Raw genomic sequence first — 17,520 nt, 5'->3', positions numbered from 1 at the left:
CCTTAGTTGAGTGGATGCTGGCGCAGGAAATCGGCGGCAACGGATGAAGGGCTTTCGTGATCGACATCGACCCGTGCGTTCAACGCACGCATGGTGTCGTCATCGAACAGCTCGGCCAGTGGCTTGATCTCCTCCGCGAGTTTCGGGTGGGCATCGAGGTAAGCCTGACGCACCACCGGCGCGGCGGTGTAGTCCGGGAAGTAGTGCTTGTCGTCTTCGAGCAGCTTGAGCTTGAAGGCGTTCAGGCGACCGTCGGTGGTGTAGACCAGGCCGGCAAATACCTGGCCATTGCGCAGGGCGGTGTAGACCAGCCCGGCATCCATCTGCCGGATGTTTTTGCGGGTCAGGTTCATGCCGTAAAGGTCGACCATGCCGTCCAGGCCGTCGGAGCGGTTGGCGAACTCGGTGTCCAGCGCGACCAGGTGATTAGTCTTCGCCTCAGCCTGCAGCACCGTGTTCAGCTCGCTGATGGTGTTGATCTGCGGGTAGGCCTTCGCGGTTTTTTCCGGCAGGGCCAGGGCGTAGGTGTTGCTGAATTTCGACGGAGTGAGCCAGATCAGGCCTTTTTTCGCGTCGAGTTCTTTCACCTTGGCGTAGGACTGAGCGCTGTCGAGTTTTTCGGTGACATGGTTGTAAGCCACCAACGACACACCGGTGTATTCCCACATCAAATCCAGCTGACCACTTTCGTGGGCGCTGCGGGCCAGATTGCTGCCCAATCCACCGGTCACCTGGGTGTCATAACCCTTGGTGCGCAGGTATTGGGCGGTGATTTCCGCGAGCAGGGTTTGCTCGGTGAACACCCGGGCGCCGATGCGGATCACGGGTTTTTCAGCGGCTTGGGCAAATCCTGCGAACAGCAGGGCGCAGCCTATAAATAAGCATATTTTTTTCATGTCAGTTCCTTTGCCGAGGCTTAAGACGGGCGCAAGCCGCGTTCGAGCCAGAGGCGGCTGGCGAGTGTCACCAGACCGTCGAGCAGCAAGGCCAGCAGGGCGGTGCAGGCCGCGCCGAGCAGCAGTTGCGGCTGATTGTTCAGGGCAATGCCGGGGAAAATCAGGCTGCCCAGGCTGTTGGCACCGATCAGGAACGCCAGTGGCGCGGTACCGACGTTAATTGCCAGCGCCACACGCACACCGCCGATGATGATCGGCACGGCGTTCGGCAGTTCGACCCGCCACAGCACTTGAGTCGGCGTCATGCCGATGCCGACGGCCGCTTCCTTGAGTGAACCCTGGACGTTTTTCAGGCCTTCATAGGTGTTGCGCACGATCGGCAACAACGAGGCGAGGAACAGGGCGAAGATCGCGGGGCCGCTGCCGATGCCGAGGATACCCAGGGCGATGGCGAGTACGGCGAGAGGCGGCACGGTGTTGCCGATGTTGAAGATCTGCATGAAGCGTTCAGCGCGGCCCACCATGGTCGGGCGGCTGAGGAAGATACCGGCGGGGATGCCCACAACGAGGGCGGCCAGCATGGAAACGAGGACGAGAATCAGGTGAGCTTGCAGGTAAAACAACAAATCGTCGCGGTAATGTTCGATCGTGTTGATGCCAATCCAGTGGACCAGCAGGGCCAGAAGGGCGACGACAACCGCACCTCCTGTCAGCCCCTTGCCATAGCGAATAGCCACAGGCGGACTCCTTTTTTTCTTTGTCGGCGAACGCAGTCCCGAGTGGCAATGCCATTCCTGGCTGCCGGGATTATCAACGTTCGCGAGAAGCAGCTCTTCATGCTGATGCAACCGCATGAGATCGAGCCATAAGCGCAGCCTCGTCAGGCTAACTTGCAGGTTCTTCAAACCCTGCTACGAGAGCTGTAACAGGGGAGTGGACGTCTCTACCTTTTAAAAGGTTCCATATTTAACAGCAGATTGCCACCCTTAATGCCCTGGCACGTCCTCGCGCGATGCCACAACACGCTCCTACAAAGATCCGTGTGGCGGGCCGAGCGGTGGTCTGCCAAGGTCTGTTTGCGCTATACTCGCCGCCCTTTTTTGAATCACCGCCAGGCGATTTCCCATGACCAAACAGGCCGCCGAAGTCGCGAAACGCCGCACTTTCGCCATTATTTCCCACCCCGATGCCGGTAAGACCACCATCACCGAGAAGCTCTTGCTGATGGGCAAGGCGATTGCGGTTGCCGGCACGGTGAAGTCTCGCAAGTCCGACCGCCATGCCACCTCAGACTGGATGGAAATGGAAAAGCAGCGTGGTATCTCGATTACCACGTCGGTCATGCAGTTCCCGTATCGCGATCACATGATCAACCTGCTCGACACCCCGGGCCACGAAGACTTCTCCGAAGACACCTACCGCACCCTGACGGCGGTCGACTCGGCGTTGATGGTTCTCGACGGTGGTAAGGGTGTAGAGCCACGGACCATCGCGCTGATGGACGTCTGCCGTCTGCGTGATACGCCGATTGTCAGCTTCATCAACAAACTCGACCGTGACATCCGCGACCCGATCGAACTGCTCGACGAAATCGAAGCGGTCCTGAAGATCAAGGCGGCGCCGATCACCTGGCCGATCGGTTGCTACCGCGACTTCAAGGGCGTTTATCACCTCGCCGATGACTACATCATCGTGTACACCGCCGGTCACGGTCACGAGCGTACCGATGTGAAAATCATCGAGAAGCTCGACTCCGACGAAGCCCGCGCGCATCTGGGTGATGAATACGATCGCTTCGTCGATCAGCTGGAGCTGGTGCAGGGCGCCTGCCACGAATTCAATCAGCAGGAATTCCTCGACGGCCAACTGACACCGGTGTTCTTCGGTACTGCGCTGGGCAACTTCGGTGTCGATCATGTGCTCGACGCCGTGGTCGACTGGGCGCCGAAACCGCTGGCCCGTGTCGCCAACGAGCGCACCGTGGAACCGGTCGAAGAGAAATTCACCGGCTTCGTGTTCAAGATCCAGGCGAACATGGACCCGAAACACCGCGACCGTATCGCCTTCATGCGTATCTGCTCCGGCAAATACGAGAAGGGCATGAAGATGCGCCACGTGCGCACCGGCAAGGATGTGCGCATCGGCGATGCCCTGACGTTCTTCTCTTCCGAGCGTGAGCAACTGGAAGAGGCGTTTGCCGGCGACATCATCGGCCTGCACAACCACGGCACCATCCAGATTGGCGACACCTTCACCGAAGGCGAAGTCCTGGGCTTCACCGGTATCCCGCACTTCGCTCCGGAACTGTTCCGTCGCGTGCGCCTGCGTGACCCGCTGAAATCCAAGCAACTGCGTCAAGGCTTGCAGCAATTGGCCGAAGAAGGCGCCACCCAGGTGTTCTTCCCCGAGCGCAGCAACGACATCATCCTCGGCGCCGTCGGTGTGCTGCAGTTCGATGTGGTCGCCAGTCGCTTGAAAGAGGAATACAAGGTCGAGTGCTCCTACGAGCCGATCACCGTGTATTCCGCACGCTGGATCGATTGCGACGATAAGAAGAAGTTCGAGGAGTTCCAGGTCAAGGCCGTGGAAAACCTCGCGGTTGACGGCGGTGGTCACCTGACTTACCTGGCCCCGACCCGGGTCAATTTGGCGTTGATGGAAGAGCGCTGGCCGGATGTGAAATTCCGTGCGACGCGTGAGCATCACTAAGCGCTGAGTTGAAACAATAAAAAGCCCCGGTCGCGAAAGCACCGGGGCTTTTTCATACCTGACGCGGTCAACGGTGGGAGCCAGCCTGCTGGCGATGGCATTTTTTCATTCAATCAATGTGTTGAATGTCACTCCGCTATCGCCAGCAGGCTGGCTCCCACAGGGATCAGCGTTGTTGGTGGGTTTGGGTATAAACATTATTCCAAACCAGTCTCCCCATTCATGGCATTTCCCGCGCATCGTCAGAGTCCTATCTGGAGAACCCGCCCCATCGGAACCGAATGTCTCTCAGTGCCGTCGGGCTTCAACGTTTCACCTGTAAAGGATGGAATCGGTCATGAGCATTTTTCAACGCATTGTGTTGTTGCTGAAGGTTTTGGTCCTGCTGTCGGTTGGCATGTCAGCGGCGTGGGCGGAATGTTCGTCTCATGATGAGCAAGCGTCGAGCGGGCAGGTGGCGCACTCCGGGCTGATGATCGCCGCGTCCGAGTCGGAGCCCGGCGATCAAGGCCAGGGCGGCAGTGCGGATGATGACGATTCGACCACCGAGGATCCGGATGCCGATACCGATGAAGATGAAGGGGCTTAAGTAGCAGGCAAAAGAAAACCCCTTCTGCCCTGCCTGATGCGCAGCCAGGGCAGAAGGGGTTTTTGAACAGGCCGGGTGTCCCCTGTGGCAGCGAGCAAGCCCGCTCCCACAGGTTTTTCTTCGCCCGTTATGCCGCGCCGTCGAGGAACTGCTCGGCGTAGTGGCACGCCACCTGGCGGTTATCGAGAGGGCGCAAGGCTGGCTCTTCGGTTTTGCAGCGGTCGGTTGCGTACGGGCAGCGCTTGTGGAAAGCGCAACCCGACGGCGGGTTCAACGGGTTGGGCAACTCGCCGACGATCTTGATTTTCGGCTTGTTGGGGTCCGGGTGAATGGTCGGGGTGGCCGACAGCAGCGCCTGGGTGTACGGGTGCAACGGGCGTTCGTAGATGTCGTTCTTCGGGCCCATTTCCACCGGGCGGCCGAGGTACATCACCATCACGTCATCGGCAACGTGTTGCACCACCGCGAGGTTGTGGGAGATGAACACGTACGCCGTGTTGAACTCCTGCTGCAGATCCATGAACAGGTTCAGCACCTGCGCCTGGATCGACACGTCCAGCGCCGAGGTTGGTTCGTCCGCCACCAGCACTTTTGGCTGCAGCATCATCGCGCGAGCGAGGGCGATCCGCTGGCGCTGACCACCGGAGAACATGTGTGGATAACGCTGATAATGCTCAGGGCGCAAACCCACCTGCTTCATCATCGCCTGCACTTTCTCGCGACGTTCGGTTGCGCTCAGGCTGGTGTTGATCAACAGCGGTTCAGCCAGTTGATCGCCGACTTTCTGCCGAGGGTTCAACGAGGCGTATGGGCTTTGGAACACCATCTGCACGTCTTTGCGCAGTTGCTTGCGTTGAGCCTTGTCAGCACCGGCGACTTCCTGCCCGGCGATTTTCAACGAGCCGGAAGAGGGCTCTTCGATCAGCGTCAGGGCCCGGGCCAGGGTGGATTTGCCGCAACCCGATTCGCCTACGACGGCCAGTGTCTTGCCGGCTTCCAGTTCGAACGACACACCGTTCAGGGCGCGTACGGTCGCATGACCCTTGAACAGGCCACGGGACACTTCGTAGTGACGGGTGAGGTCGCGAGCGGTAAGTACGACGGCCATTACGCCACCTCCTGGTTCAGCGGGTAGAAGCAGCGGGCAAGGCTGTTGCTTTTCGGGTCAAGGGTCGGACGTTGCGCACGGCAGTTGTCCTGCACATACGGGCAGCGCGGCGACAGCAGGCAACCTTGCGGACGGTCATAACGACCGGGGACGATGCCTGGCAGCGTGGCCAGGCGCGTGGCGCCGAGGCTGTGTTCCGGAATCGCCTTGAGCAGCGCTTCGCTGTACGGGTGCGCCGGAATGTCGAACAGCTGCGGCACCTGACCGACTTCAACCGCCTGGCCGGCGTACATCACGCACACGCGCTGAGCGGTTTCGGCCACGACCGCGAGGTCGTGAGTGATCAGCACCAGGCCCATGTTCTGCTCTTTCTGCAACGCCAGCAGCAGGTCCATGATCTGCGCCTGAATCGTTACGTCGAGGGCGGTGGTCGGTTCGTCGGCGATCAGCAGTTTCGGTTCGCCGGCAATTGCCATGGCGATCGCCACACGCTGGCTCATACCGCCGGACAATTGATGCGGGTAAGCATCCATACGGCTGGCGGCGCCCGGGATTTCAACTTTTTCCAGCAGTTCGATGGCGCGGGCGCGGGCTTGCTTGCCGGACATCTTCAGATGCAGGCGCAGCACTTCTTCGATCTGGAAGCCGACGGTGTAGCTCGGGTTCAGCGCGGTCATCGGGTCCTGGAAGACCATGGCCAGGTCTTTGCCGACAATTTGCCGACGCTGACGGTTGCTGAGCTTGAGCATGTTCTTGCCGTCGAAATTCAGGGCGTCGGCGGTGACGATCCCCGGGTGCTCGATCAGGCCCATCAGCGCCATCATGGTCACGGATTTACCGGAGCCCGACTCGCCAACGATGGCCAGCACTTCACCCTTGTCCACGGAAATGTCGAGCCCGTCGACCACCGGAACGGCGTTCTTGTCGCCGAAGCGAACGTTGAGATTCTTGATTTCTAACAGTGACATTTGAATCTCCTCAGGCGGCGTTCTTGAGTTTCGGGTCCAGCGCATCGCGCAGGCCGTCGCCCATCAAGTTGATTGCCAGCACGCTGAGCAAAATGGTCAAACCAGGCAGACTGACGACCCACCAGGCGCGTTCGATGTAGTCGCGAGCCGAAGCCAGCATGGTGCCCCACTCAGGGGTTGGCGGTTGTACGCCAAGGCCGAGGAAGCCCAGTGCCGCGGCATCGAGAATCGCCGAGGAGAAGCTCAGGGTCGCCTGAACAATCAGTGGTGCCATGCAGTTAGGCAACACGGTGACGAACATCAGGCGTGGCAGACCGGCACCCGCCAGGCGCGCGGCGGTCACGTAGTCGCGGTTCAATTCGCCCATCACCGCGGCGCGGGTCAGACGAACATAGGACGGCAACGAAACCACGGCGATGGCAATAATGGTGTTGATCAGGCCAGGGCCGAGGATGGCGACAATCGCCACGGCCAGCAGCAGGGACGGCAGGGCCAGCATGATGTCCATCAGACGCATGATGGTCGGGCCGAGCACGCGCGGGAAGAACCCGGCGAACAGACCCAGGAGGATGCCCGGAATCAGCGACATCACCACCGACGACAAGCCGATGAGCAGGGACAGGCGCGAACCGTTGATCAGTCGCGACAGCAGATCGCGACCCAGTTCATCGGTGCCGAGCAGGAACTGGATCTGCCCGCCTTCCAGCCAGGACGGCGGGGTCAGCAGGAAGTCGCGGTATTGCTCGCTCGGGTTATGCGGGGCAACCCACGGCGCGAAGATTGCGCAGAAAATCACCAGCAGCATGAACATCAGGCCGGCAACGGCGCCTTTGTTCTTGGAAAACGCCTGCCAGAATTCTTTGTACGGGGACGGATACAGCAGGCTTTGATCGACTGCTACCGCTGGAATTGGAGTGGTCATGGTCATGATGATCTCAGCGCTGATGACGGATGCGTGGGTTGGCAAAGCCGTAGAGGATGTCCACCACGAAGTTGACCAGAATCACCAGGCAGGCGATTAACAGGATGCCGTTCTGCACCACGGGATAGTCCCGTGCGCCAATGGCTTCGATCAGCCATTTTCCGATGCCGGGCCACGAGAAGATGGTTTCGGTCAGGACCGCACCGGCCAGCAATGTGCCGACTTGCAGGCCGACCACGGTCAGCACCGGAATCAGCGCGTTGCGCAGGCCGTGCACGAACACCACGCGCGACGGCGACAGGCCTTTGGCGCGGGCGGTACGGATGTAGTCCTCACGCAGCACTTCGAGCATCGACGAACGGGTCATCCGCGCAATAACCGCCAGCGGAATGGTGCCGAGCACGATGGCCGGCAGGATCAGGTGATGCAAGGCATCGAAGAACGCACCGACGTCATCGGCCAGCAGCGTGTCGATGAGCATGAAACCGGTGCGCGGCTCGATGTCATAGAGCAGGTCGATCCGCCCGGACACCGGGGTCCAGCCCAGGGACACCGAGAAGAACATGATCAGGATCAGGCCCCACCAGAAGATCGGCATCGAATATCCCGCCAGGGAGATGCCCATCACCCCATGGTCGAACAGGGATCCTCGCTTGAGTGCCGCGATCACCCCGGCCAACAGGCCCAGGATGCCGGCGAACAACAGGGCGGCCATGGACAGTTCCAGGGTCGCGGGGAATAGGGAAGTGAATTCGCTCCAGACGCTTTCCCGGGTACGCAGGGATTCGCCGAGATCGCCGTGGGCCAGTTTGCCAATGTAATCCAGGTATTGGGCATACAGCGGTTTGTTCAGACCTAGGCGTTCCATTGCCTGAGCATGCATTTCGGGGTCGACTCGACGTTCGCCCATCATTACTTCCACGGGGTCGCCTGGAATCATGCGAATCAACGCGAAAGTCAGCAAGGTGATGCCGAAGAACGTGGGGATCAATAACCCCAATCGGCGGGCAATAAAACTAAACATCTTGTGGTGTACCTCATCAGCCGGTTAGGCGTGCCTGGTGTCCCTGGAGTCAGGGACACCGGGAGTTTTCTTATCTACTTCACCTGGGTGGTGGCGAAGTTATTAGTGGTGAGGGGGCTAATGTGATAGCCCTCTACGTTGTTGCGCATTGCGGTGAACATTCTAGTGTGCGCCATGCTGATCCATGGCTGGTCCTGGTTAAAAATAACCTGAGCCTGTTCGTACAGCGCTGCCCGCTCGGCCGGATCGGTTTTTTCCCGGGCCTGGTCGATCAGTGCCTGGAACTTGTCATTGCACCAGCGCGCATAGTTTTCGCCGTTCTTCGCGGCTTCGCAACTGAGCATAGGCGTCAGGAAGTTATCCGGGTCGCCGTTGTCGCCCGCCCATCCGGCGGAAACCATATCGTGCTCGCCGTTTTTCGCGCGCTTGAGCATTTCGCCCCATTCCATCACGCGGATGTCGATCTTGATACCGACCTTGGCCAGGTCGGCCTGCATCATCTGCGCGCCGAGCATCGGGTTCGGGTTGGTTGGACCGCCGCCGTTGCGGGTGAACAGGGTGAAGGTGGTGCCTTCCGGTACGCCGGCTTCCTTGAGCAGGGCGCGGGCCTTGTCCAGGTCACGGGCCGGATTTTTCAGGCTGTGGTTGTAGCCCAGCAGCGTATCCGGGAACGGGTTGACCGCCACGGTCGCATTGCCTTTGCCAAACAGCGCGTTGACATAAGCCTCTTTGTCGAAGGCAATGTCGATGGCTTTACGCACGCGCACATCACTCATGTATTTGTGCGTGGTGTTCATGGCGATGTACGAAACGGTCATCGCGTTCAGCTCGTCAACCTTCAGTTTGGCGTCTTTCTTGATGCTCGGGATGTCATCCGGCTTCGGATACAGCGCCACCTGGCACTCGTTGGCCTTGAGTTTTTGCAGGCGCACGTTGTTGTCGGTGGCGATGGCCAGGATCAACGAATCCGCCGGCGGCTTGCCACGGAAGTAGTCCGGGTTGGCCTTGAAGCGAACCTGCGCGTCCTTCGCGTAACGCTGGAAAATGAACGGGCCGGTGCCGACCGGTTTGTTGTTCAGGTCGCCGGTCTTGTTCGCCTTGAGCAGCTGGTCGGCGTACTCGGCGGAATAGATAGAGGAGAAGGCCATGGCGATGTCGGCCAGGAATGGCGCTTCGCGGCGGGTCAAGGTGAAGGTGACGGTGTTGTCGTCGATCTTCTCGACGCTTTTGAGCAGTTCCTTGAAGCCCATGCTTTCAAAGTACGGGAAGCCCACGCTCGACAGCTTGTGCCACGGGTGATTCGGGTCCAGCTGACGCTGGAAGCTCCAGACCACGTCGTCGGCGTTCATGTCGCGGGTCGGCTTGAAGTAGTCGGTGGTGTGAAACTTGACGCCTTTGCGCAGGTGGAAGGTGTAGGTCAGGCCGTCCTCGCTGATATCCCAGGACTCGGCCAGCGCCGGAATCACTTCCGTGGTGCCGGGCTTGAAGTCCGCCAGGCGGTTGAAGATGGTTTCGGCCACCGCATCGGCTGTGACTGCAGTCGTGTACTGGACCATGTCGAAGCCTTCCGGACTGGCTTCGGTGCAAACCACCAGGGGTTTGGCCGAGACGCCAACGGCAACACTCAGCAACGCGGCAGCGATGGCCGCACGTAGGGGAAGCATTTTCATCAAGAACCCTCTGCAATCGGTTGAACAGGAAGAAACCGAACGGCCGACTCATCATGAGTCAGCCGTCGGCTGGCGCTTTTTACAAAATTTTGAACGGGATGGTGGTCACGAGACGGAACTCGTTGATGCTACCGTCAGCCTGGTTATCGCTGGCGCGGTGGGTGGTGTAGGTAGCGCGGACTGTGGTGGCCTTGAGCGGACCGCTTTGTACGGCGTACGACGTACCGATGCCGTATTCATAGTGGTTCTCACCGTCCATTTTACGTACGTCGTAGGCGGTACCGGTGTAGTGCGTACCGTCGATGCCCCAGCCGCGAGCCTGGTAGATGTTGAACTTCAGCCCCGGCACGCCGTATTCGGCCATGTTCAGGCCGTAGGCGATCTGGAAGGACTTCTCGTTCGGGCCGTTGAAGTCGGACAGCAGGGAGTTGGCCAGGTAAATGCCGTTGGTTTCATGCAGGTAGTCGAAGTACTCGTTACCGTTCACTTCCTGATAAGAGAACGTCAGGCTGTGGGCGAGGTGAGTCAGTCCCAACGACAGCGAGTAAGTGTCGTTGTCGATCTCACCCATCAACTTTTTGCCTTCGTCGACGGTTTTGTAATAGTTCAGGCCGGTGGTCAGGCTCAGGATCGAGCTGTCCCCCAGTTCGTGAGTGGCGCCAAAGTAGTACTGGTTCCAGAAATCTTCTACGTTGCTCGCGTACAGGCTGGTTTTCAGGCTTTTCAGCGGCTGATAGTTCAGACCTGCGGTGTTTACGTGGTCGGTTTCAGCGCCATTTGCCGAGTACTCGGACGTGAATTTGGTCAGGCTCTGTTCGGTACGAGGCGATACGCGGTCGAAGGTGCCGAGGTCGAACGACAGGTTGTCGAACTCTTCGCTGTGAATGGCCACACCTTCAAAGCTCGAAGGCAGCGGACGGTTGCCGATGACGTCGACGATCGGGCTGCTGAAGTTCTGGCGACCAGCGGTCAGGGTGGTGTTGGAGATACGCGCCTTGACGTTGGCCAGGCCCAGTTTGCTCCACTGATCCACCGCGTCGCCGTTGGTGTGAGCCAGGGTACGGTTGGAACCGCCCTTGATGTCTTCGCGGCTACGATCCAGTGCAATGGCATTGTAAGCAGCGACTTCGGTGCTGAAACCCACGGTGCCTTGGGTGAAACCCGAGGTGTAATTCAGGATGGTGCCCTGAACCCAGTTGATACGGCGCGTGCCGTTCAGGGTTTCGCCGTGGCGCTCGTACTTGTAGGTAGCGCCTCGCTGTTTATCTTCGTTGGCGTACCAGTTACGGGTGCTGCCCGACAGGCTTTGACCATCAATGAAGCCCTTGGCTTCCGACTGTGCGTTGGTGCTTGCCAGTTGGGTTGGAACGAAGTCCTGGCTCTGGGATTCTGCGTACGCCGTGGCGGTGACGCTGCTGATGGCCAGGGCTAATAACGCGGTGCTGCTCAGTTTCATGGGTGAAGCTCCTTACTTTCTTTTTTTAATGTCGGTCTTTTTGGGTGATCCGACTATTGGTTTTGGAACTCATGCAGGGCATCGCAAACGTTTGCTTCAGGCCTTAAAGGCAAATTGCGGCAATACGCTTGCGCGAGGGCGGAATCCGCCCCCAGCGTTTTGGCTAATCGGTTATTGGTCGATACTGACGCCCGAGAACACGTTGCGGCCGAATGGACTCACCTTGAATCCTTCGACTTTGGCGCTTAACGGCTGGTTGACCGTCGAGTGGGCGACAGGCGTGATCGGCACTTGCTGCTTGAGCAACTGCTGGGCCTGTTTGTAGAGCACGGTGCGCTGGTCACGATCGGTGACGACCTTGGCCTGCTTGATCAGCTTGTCGTAAGCCGGATCACACCATTGGGAGTAGTTGTTGCCGCCAATGGCGTCGCAGCTGTAAAGCGTGCCGAGCCAGTTGTCCGGGTCCCCGTTGTCACCGGTCCAGCCAATCAGGCTGACGTCGTGCTCGCCATTCTTGGTGCGCTTGATGTACTCGCCCCATTCGTAGCTGACGATCTTCACTTTGAGACCGATTTTCCCCCAGTCAGCCTGGAGCATCTCGGCCATCAACTTGGCGTTCGGGTTGTACGGGCGCTGAACCGGCATCGCCCATAAAGTGATTTCGGTGCCTTCTTTCACGCCGGCAGCCTTGAGCAGTTCCTTGGCTTTTTCCGGGTTGTAGGCGGCGTCCTTGATGGTCTCGTCGTAGGACCATTGGGTCGGCGGCATGGCGTTTTGCGCAAGTTGCCCGGCGCCTTGGTACACCGCGTTGAGAATGCCTTGTTTGTTCACCGCCATGTCCAGGGCCTGACGCACTTCGAGCTGGTCGAACGGCTTGTGGCGCACGTTGTAGGCGATGTAGCCGAGGTTGAAACCGGGCTTCTCGATGAGTTTGAGCTTGGCGTCGTTCTTCAACGCTTCAACGTCGGCAGGGCGCGGGTGCAAGGTGATCTGGCACTCGTTGGCCTTGAGCTTCTGCACGCGCACCGAGGCGTCGGTGTTGATGGCGAAAATCAGGTTGTCGAGCTTGACCCGGCTCGGGTCCCAGTACTGCTTGTTGCCGCTGTAACGGATATTGGAATCTTTCTGGTAGCTCTTGAACACGAACGGCCCGGTGCCGATCGGCTTCTGGTTGATGTCGCTCGGCTTGCCTTCGGCGAGCAGCTTGTCGGCGTACTCGGCGGACAGGATGGCGGCGAAGCTCATGGCGATGTTCTGGATGAACGCGGCGTCCACGCTGTTGAGCGTCATGACCACGGTCAGCGGCCCGGTCTTCTCGACCTTGGCGATGTTCTTGTTCAGGCTCATCCCGTTGAAGTACGGGAATTCGGTTGGATAAGCCTTACGGAAAGGTTGCTGCGGATCGAGCATGCGATTGAAGGTGAACAGCACGTCGTCGGCGTTGAAGTCACGGGTCGGCGTGAAGTACTTGGTCGTGTGAAATTTCACCCCTTCGCGCAGGTGGAAAGTGTACTTGAGGCCGTCCTCGGAAATATCCCAGCTTGTTGCCAGGCCTGGTACGACGTTGGTGGCGCCTTTTTCGAATTCTGCCAGTCGGTTGTACAACGGCTCGGCGGCATCGTTATCGGTCGCGGTCGTGTACTGCGCGGTGTCGAAGCCAGCCGGGCTGCCTTCGGAGCAGAACACCAGGCTGTTGTTGGCGGCCTGGCTGATGGGAGTGGCGGCCAGCAGGCCGGTGCCCAGCAATGCGGATAAAACCAAGGTATGGCGCATGACGCTCCCTTTTCTCTTTCTCTAAGTGTTTTCAATGCACCGCGGTCCCATCCGGGACGTGGAGGCATCATTGATCTCAAGCCATGACGTGCAGCAAAAACCGAAAGCCCACGCATAAGCTGGTCAGATCCCGACGGTATGAACCGTGGGTCTGGCAGTAAATGCGAAGAGTCCTAAAGACTCGTAGGAAAGGGCAACGCGTCCGACCCCGCCGCTGTAGTACTCGGCAGAATTGGATGTAGGTGTTTTCCTGCTTTCTCGGTAGATAAAGCAACGGCGACGTCAAAAACGTCGCCGTTGCCAGATCTTATTTGCTGACGCTAACGCCGTAGAAGGAGTTCAAGCCGAATGGGCTGATCTTGAAATCCCGCACTTCGTTGCGCATGGGTTGGAACACCGTCGAGTGAGCGATAGGTGTCATCGGAACAGCGTCTTTGAGGACGTGTTGCGCCTGCTTGTACAGTTCGGTGCGCTTGGCCTGGTCGGTCGTGCGCTTGGCTTCCTTGACGATGCCGTCGAACTTCTTGTCGCACCACTTGGAGAAGTTGTTGCCCTGCAGCGAATCGCAGCCGAACAGCACGTTCAGCCAGTTGTCCGGGTCACCGTTGTCGCCGCTCCAGCCAATCAGCATCGCGCCGTTTTCACCGCCTTTGGAGCGCTTGATGTACTCGCCCCACTCGTAGGTCACGATCTTGGCTTTGATGCCGATCTTGGCCCAGTCGGACTGCAGCATTTCTGCCATCAGCTTGGCGTTCGGGTTGTAAGGACGCTGCACCGGCATCGCCCACAGGTTGATCTCGGTGCCTTCCTTGACGCCGGCTTCCTTGAGCAGCTCCTTGGCTTTCTCAGGGTTGTACGGCGCATCCTTGATGGTGGTGTCGTAAGACCACTGGGTCGGCGGCATGGCGTTGACGGCCAGTTGACCTGCACCCTGGTAAACGGAATCAATGATCTGCTGCTTGTTGACGGCCATGTCCAGCGCTTGACGCACTTTCAGTTGGGCCATCGGGTTCGGCTGATCGCTGCCCTTGATCTTGTCCATCACGTTGTAGGCGATGTAACCCAGGTTGAAACCAGCCTGGTCAGGCACCTTCAGGCTCTTGTCTTCTTTCAGCGCCTTCAGGTCAGCCGGACGCGGGAACAGAGTGATCTGGCACTCGCCCTTCTTCAGCTTCTGGATACGCACCGACGGGTCGGTGGTGATGGCGAAGATCAGGTTGTCGATCTTGACGTCGTCAGGCTTCCAGTAGTCCTTGTTCCCGGTGTAGCGGATGTTGGAGTCTTTCTGGTAGCTCTTGAACACGAACGGGCCAGTGCCGACTGGCTTCTGGTTGATGTCGGCGGCTTTGCCTTCTTTCAACAGTTGAGCGGCGTACTCGGCGGACTGTACCGAAGCGAAACTCATGGCCATGTTCTGGATGAACGCAGCGTCCACTTCTTTGAGGGTGAACTTGACGGTGTGGTCGTCGACTTTATCGATCTTGGTGATGTTGGTGTCCATCCCCATGTCGGTGAAGTACGGGAATTCGGTCGGGTACGCCTTACGGAACGGGTCATCCTTGTTAATCATGCGATTAAAGGTGAACAGCACGTCGTCGGCGTTGAACTCGCGAGTCGGCTTGAAGTACGGGGTGGTGTGGAACTTGACGCCTTCACGCAGGTGGAAGGTGTACGTCAGGCCGTCATCGGAGATGTCCCATTTGGTCGCCAGACCAGGAATAACGGCGGTGCCGCCGCGCTCGAACTGAGTCAGGCGGTTGAACATGGTTTCTGCAGAGGCGTCGAAGTCGGTTCCGGTGGTGTACTGACCAGGATCAAAACCGGCCGGGCTCCCTTCGGAGCAAAACACCAGGTTAGTCGCCGCTTGGGCGAAAGGTGCGGCAGCTAACAAGCTGGCGCCGACTAAAAACGGAATGACCGCGTGTTTAAGCATGTTGGCCTCATGATTTGTTGTCATTTTTGGAATTAGAGGACGACCTCGTGAGCCGTGCCTGCGGATACTTATGCAGGGGCCATACCCAATGCAAGATCCTGAGCGACCACAGGCGTTAAACAGTGGCACGAACGTACCTTAATGTCGCATATGTGTAAATTCGTGCGCATTTGACCGTTTGCGCAGGGTTTTTTCGGTGCAAACCATGCACTGGCAGGGGGCGATCGTGGTGTCTGGCGCACCCGGTTGGAGCGCGGTGTTACTTATTTATACCCCCAGTTTGGCTCGTTGCTGTTTGTCAGTGGACACCTTGGTGGTTTGCAGTGATCTTTATCTTGGCGGCCTGGTAGCCGACCAGGTTCTGGCTGATTGAGTACATATCCATTTCTGCGGTAACGGCGGCTGGCGGTTTCGCCCTTACGGCGACTCACTTTTTTTTCAAACGCCAAAAAAAAGTAAGCAAAAAAAGGCTCGCCCCGAGCGTCCGGCCCCTCGCTGAGGCTCGGCGTTCCTTCGCTCCGGTATTCATCCGGGGACACGGCCCTCCGGTCTGCTTCGCGACGACCTACATGCAGCGTGTTCGACTGCGTCGAACGGCGCTGCGCGCCACTCCCCGGATGAACACCTCCACTCAGCCTCCCGAAGGGGCGGGTGGATCAAGATCAAGAGCGCAAGGCGAGCTAACGCTCGGCCTCGTGGTTTGGTGGGTGGGGGGCGCTGATTCATTGCGTGGGATGGCGGCCTGACAGCCGACCTGTTCTTGCGGATGTACCGGGATCCTGTGGGAGCTGGCCTGCCAGCGATGGCGGCCTGCCAGCCGGCCTGTTCTTGCGGATGTACCGGGATCCTGTGGGAGCTGGCCTGCCAGCGATGGCGGCCTGCCAGCCGGCCTGTTCTTGCGGATGTACCGGGATCCTGTGGGAGCTGGCCTGCCAGCGATGGCGGCCTGCCAGCCGGCCTGTTCTTGCGGATGTACCGGAATCCTGTGGGAGCTGGCCTGCCAGCGATGGCGGCCTGCCAGCCGGCCTGTTCTTGTGGATGTACCGGAATCCTGTGGGAGCTGGCCTGCCAGCGATGGCGGGCTGCCAGCCGGCCTGTTCTTGTGGATGTACCGGAATCCTGTGGGAGCTGTTTTGCCCGCGATGGCGGCCTGATAGCCGGCCTGTTCTTGCGGATGTACCGGAATCTTGTGGGAGCTGTTTTGCCAGCGATGGCGGCCTGCCAGCCGGCATGTTCTTGTGGATGTACCGGGATCCTGTGGGAGCTGTTTTGCCAGCGATGGCGGCCTGCCAGCCGGCCTGTTCTTGTGGATGTACCGGAATCCTGTGGGAGCTGGCCTGCCAGCGATGGCGGCGGTGCGATCGCCACATATCAGGCAGTTCCACCGCTGCCTTTTGTCAGGCAATAAAAAACGGCGATCACTTCGGTGATCGCCGTTTTTTTTGTACGGGTTATCGAATCAAGGCAGCAACACTTCAACCACCCCGTCCGCCGTCATGCTGACCTGGCTGGTGCCGGCCTCGACTTCCGGGGTCACCGGTGCGGCGTCCATGCTGGCGGCTTTCATCATCATCGGGCCGCGCATGTACGGTTGTGGGTAACCGTTGCTGTTGAGGTTCAGGTTGACGATTTTGTAACCCTTGCCGCCCAGTGCATCGGTGGCCAGTTGCGCGCGGGCTTTGAAGGCTGTTACAGCATCTTTCAGCAGTGCATCTTCGCTGGCCTTGCGGGTTGGCGTGGCGATGGCGAAGTCCATGCCGCCCATTTTCAGGTCGGTCAGCAGTTCGCCGGTCAGCTTCGACAGCGCAGCGAAGTCGGAGCTTTCCAGGCGCAGTTCCGCACGCTCACGCCAGCCGGTGATTTTCTGGCCCTTGGTGTCGTAGATCGGGTAGCTGTTGCGGCTGCCCTGGCGCAGGGTGATGTCCTTGACTTGCTTGGCCTGGGCCAGCGCCTTGTTCATGGTGGTGCTGACGTCCGCGGCGAGTTTGGCCGGGTCGGTGTTTTGTTCTTCGGTGTAGAGGGTCACGATCATCAGGTCGCGGGCGACTTCCTGACTGACTTCGGCGCGCAGGGATATCTGGTTGTAATGCAGCTCGTCGGCAGCCAGGGCCGGGAGGCTGGCGATGGTGCCAACGCTGAGGGCGAGGAGGGCGGCGCTGCGGCGGAAAGTGTGCATGAAAACTCCTTGGGCGATGCGCAGGGGTTGGGTCCGAGCCTGCGTGAAACCATCAGACTCTAGCTTTAATGATCCGGTTCGCACAGTTACAACTTCTATACAGATGGACCGGTGATCCACTGAAGGACTTTTGTGGCGAGGGAGCTTGCTCCCGCTCGGCTGCGCAGCAGTCGCAAATCGGCTGACGCGGTTTGACTGTTGAATCGCGGTGGCAGGTTTTGGAACTGCTGCGCAGTCCAGCGGGAGCAGGCTCCCTCGCCACATGGGAAACTCGTTGGCGCCTGTGGCCGTTTGCC

13 protein-coding genes are annotated in these 17,520 nt (G+C 59.2%); 2 read left to right on the top strand and 11 right to left on the bottom strand.

Features of this window, described 5'->3' with window-relative positions:
* Positions 1-2 precede the first annotated feature (2 nt).
* On the bottom strand, positions 3-896 hold the full coding sequence (locus ACM6I5_RS06905) for a glycine betaine ABC transporter substrate-binding protein (RefSeq protein WP_017336498.1): 894 nt from the start codon (positions 894-896) through the stop codon (positions 3-5).
* A 20-nt stretch (positions 897-916) separates the two neighbouring features.
* On the bottom strand, positions 917-1,633 hold the full coding sequence (locus tag ACM6I5_RS06900) for an ABC transporter permease (RefSeq protein WP_017336499.1): 717 nt from the start codon (positions 1,631-1,633) through the stop codon (positions 917-919).
* Positions 1,634-2,021: 388 nt separating this feature from the next.
* On the opposite strand from ACM6I5_RS06900, the gene ACM6I5_RS06895 reads away from it, so the two are divergent.
* Entirely contained in the window at positions 2,022-3,605 is a 1,584-nt protein-coding gene (locus ACM6I5_RS06895; protein ID WP_017336500.1) for a peptide chain release factor 3, read from the top strand.
* 337 nt (positions 3,606-3,942) lie between these two features.
* The gene (locus ACM6I5_RS06890) at positions 3,943-4,194 is read left to right on the top strand and encodes a hypothetical protein (protein WP_414883451.1); all 252 of its coding nucleotides are present in this window, start codon (positions 3,943-3,945) and stop codon (positions 4,192-4,194) included.
* Between the two features lie 127 nt (positions 4,195-4,321).
* On the opposite strand, the gene ACM6I5_RS06885 is transcribed toward ACM6I5_RS06890, so the two are convergent.
* The 9 genes from ACM6I5_RS06885 to ACM6I5_RS06845 all read right to left on the bottom strand — a co-directional run bounded on the left by ACM6I5_RS06885 (position 4,322) and on the right by ACM6I5_RS06845 (position 17,224).
* Positions 4,322-5,302, bottom strand: a complete 981-nt coding sequence (locus tag ACM6I5_RS06885; protein ID WP_017336502.1) for a peptide ABC transporter ATP-binding protein — start codon at positions 5,300-5,302, stop codon at positions 4,322-4,324.
* The gene (locus ACM6I5_RS06880) at positions 5,302-6,270 is read right to left on the bottom strand and encodes an ABC transporter ATP-binding protein (RefSeq protein ID WP_017336503.1); all 969 of its coding nucleotides are present in this window, start codon (positions 6,268-6,270) and stop codon (positions 5,302-5,304) included. Before ACM6I5_RS06880 ends, ACM6I5_RS06885 begins: the two co-directional genes overlap by 1 nt.
* A gap of 10 nt (positions 6,271-6,280) precedes the next feature.
* On the bottom strand, positions 6,281-7,192 hold the full coding sequence (locus ACM6I5_RS06875) for an ABC transporter permease subunit (protein ID WP_031318385.1): 912 nt from the start codon (positions 7,190-7,192) through the stop codon (positions 6,281-6,283).
* Between the two features lie 13 nt (positions 7,193-7,205).
* Positions 7,206-8,216: an ABC transporter permease subunit gene (locus ACM6I5_RS06870; protein WP_017336505.1), complete on the bottom strand. Its 1,011-nt coding sequence runs from the start codon at positions 8,214-8,216 to the stop codon at positions 7,206-7,208.
* Between the two features lie 74 nt (positions 8,217-8,290).
* Complete coding sequence (locus tag ACM6I5_RS06865; RefSeq protein ID WP_414879351.1) at positions 8,291-9,886, bottom strand: ABC transporter substrate-binding protein; 1,596 nt, start codon at positions 9,884-9,886, stop codon at positions 8,291-8,293.
* 79 nt (positions 9,887-9,965) lie between these two features.
* Positions 9,966-11,342 (bottom strand): OprD family porin, encoded by a 1,377-nt coding sequence (locus ACM6I5_RS06860; protein WP_017336507.1) that lies wholly within the window; start codon positions 11,340-11,342, stop codon positions 9,966-9,968.
* Between the two features lie 171 nt (positions 11,343-11,513).
* Positions 11,514-13,115: an ABC transporter substrate-binding protein gene (locus ACM6I5_RS06855; RefSeq protein ID WP_414883450.1), complete on the bottom strand. Its 1,602-nt coding sequence runs from the start codon at positions 13,113-13,115 to the stop codon at positions 11,514-11,516.
* Positions 13,116-13,422: 307 nt separating this feature from the next.
* The gene (locus ACM6I5_RS06850; protein WP_052909686.1) at positions 13,423-15,048 is read right to left on the bottom strand and encodes an ABC transporter substrate-binding protein; all 1,626 of its coding nucleotides are present in this window, start codon (positions 15,046-15,048) and stop codon (positions 13,423-13,425) included.
* A 1,459-nt stretch (positions 15,049-16,507) separates the two neighbouring features.
* Positions 16,508-17,224, bottom strand: a complete 717-nt coding sequence (locus ACM6I5_RS06845) for an SIMPL domain-containing protein (RefSeq protein ID WP_017336509.1) — start codon at positions 17,222-17,224, stop codon at positions 16,508-16,510.
* Positions 17,225-17,520: the final 296 nt, after the last annotated feature.

It is taken from the genome of Pseudomonas sp. IT-P171 (genome assembly GCF_949767765.1).
Lineage (GTDB): Bacteria > Pseudomonadota > Gammaproteobacteria > Pseudomonadales > Pseudomonadaceae > Aquipseudomonas > Aquipseudomonas fluorescens_B.
The sequence above is the reverse complement of the archived record's forward strand: the minus strand, read 5'-3'. Positions and strand labels throughout refer to the sequence as shown.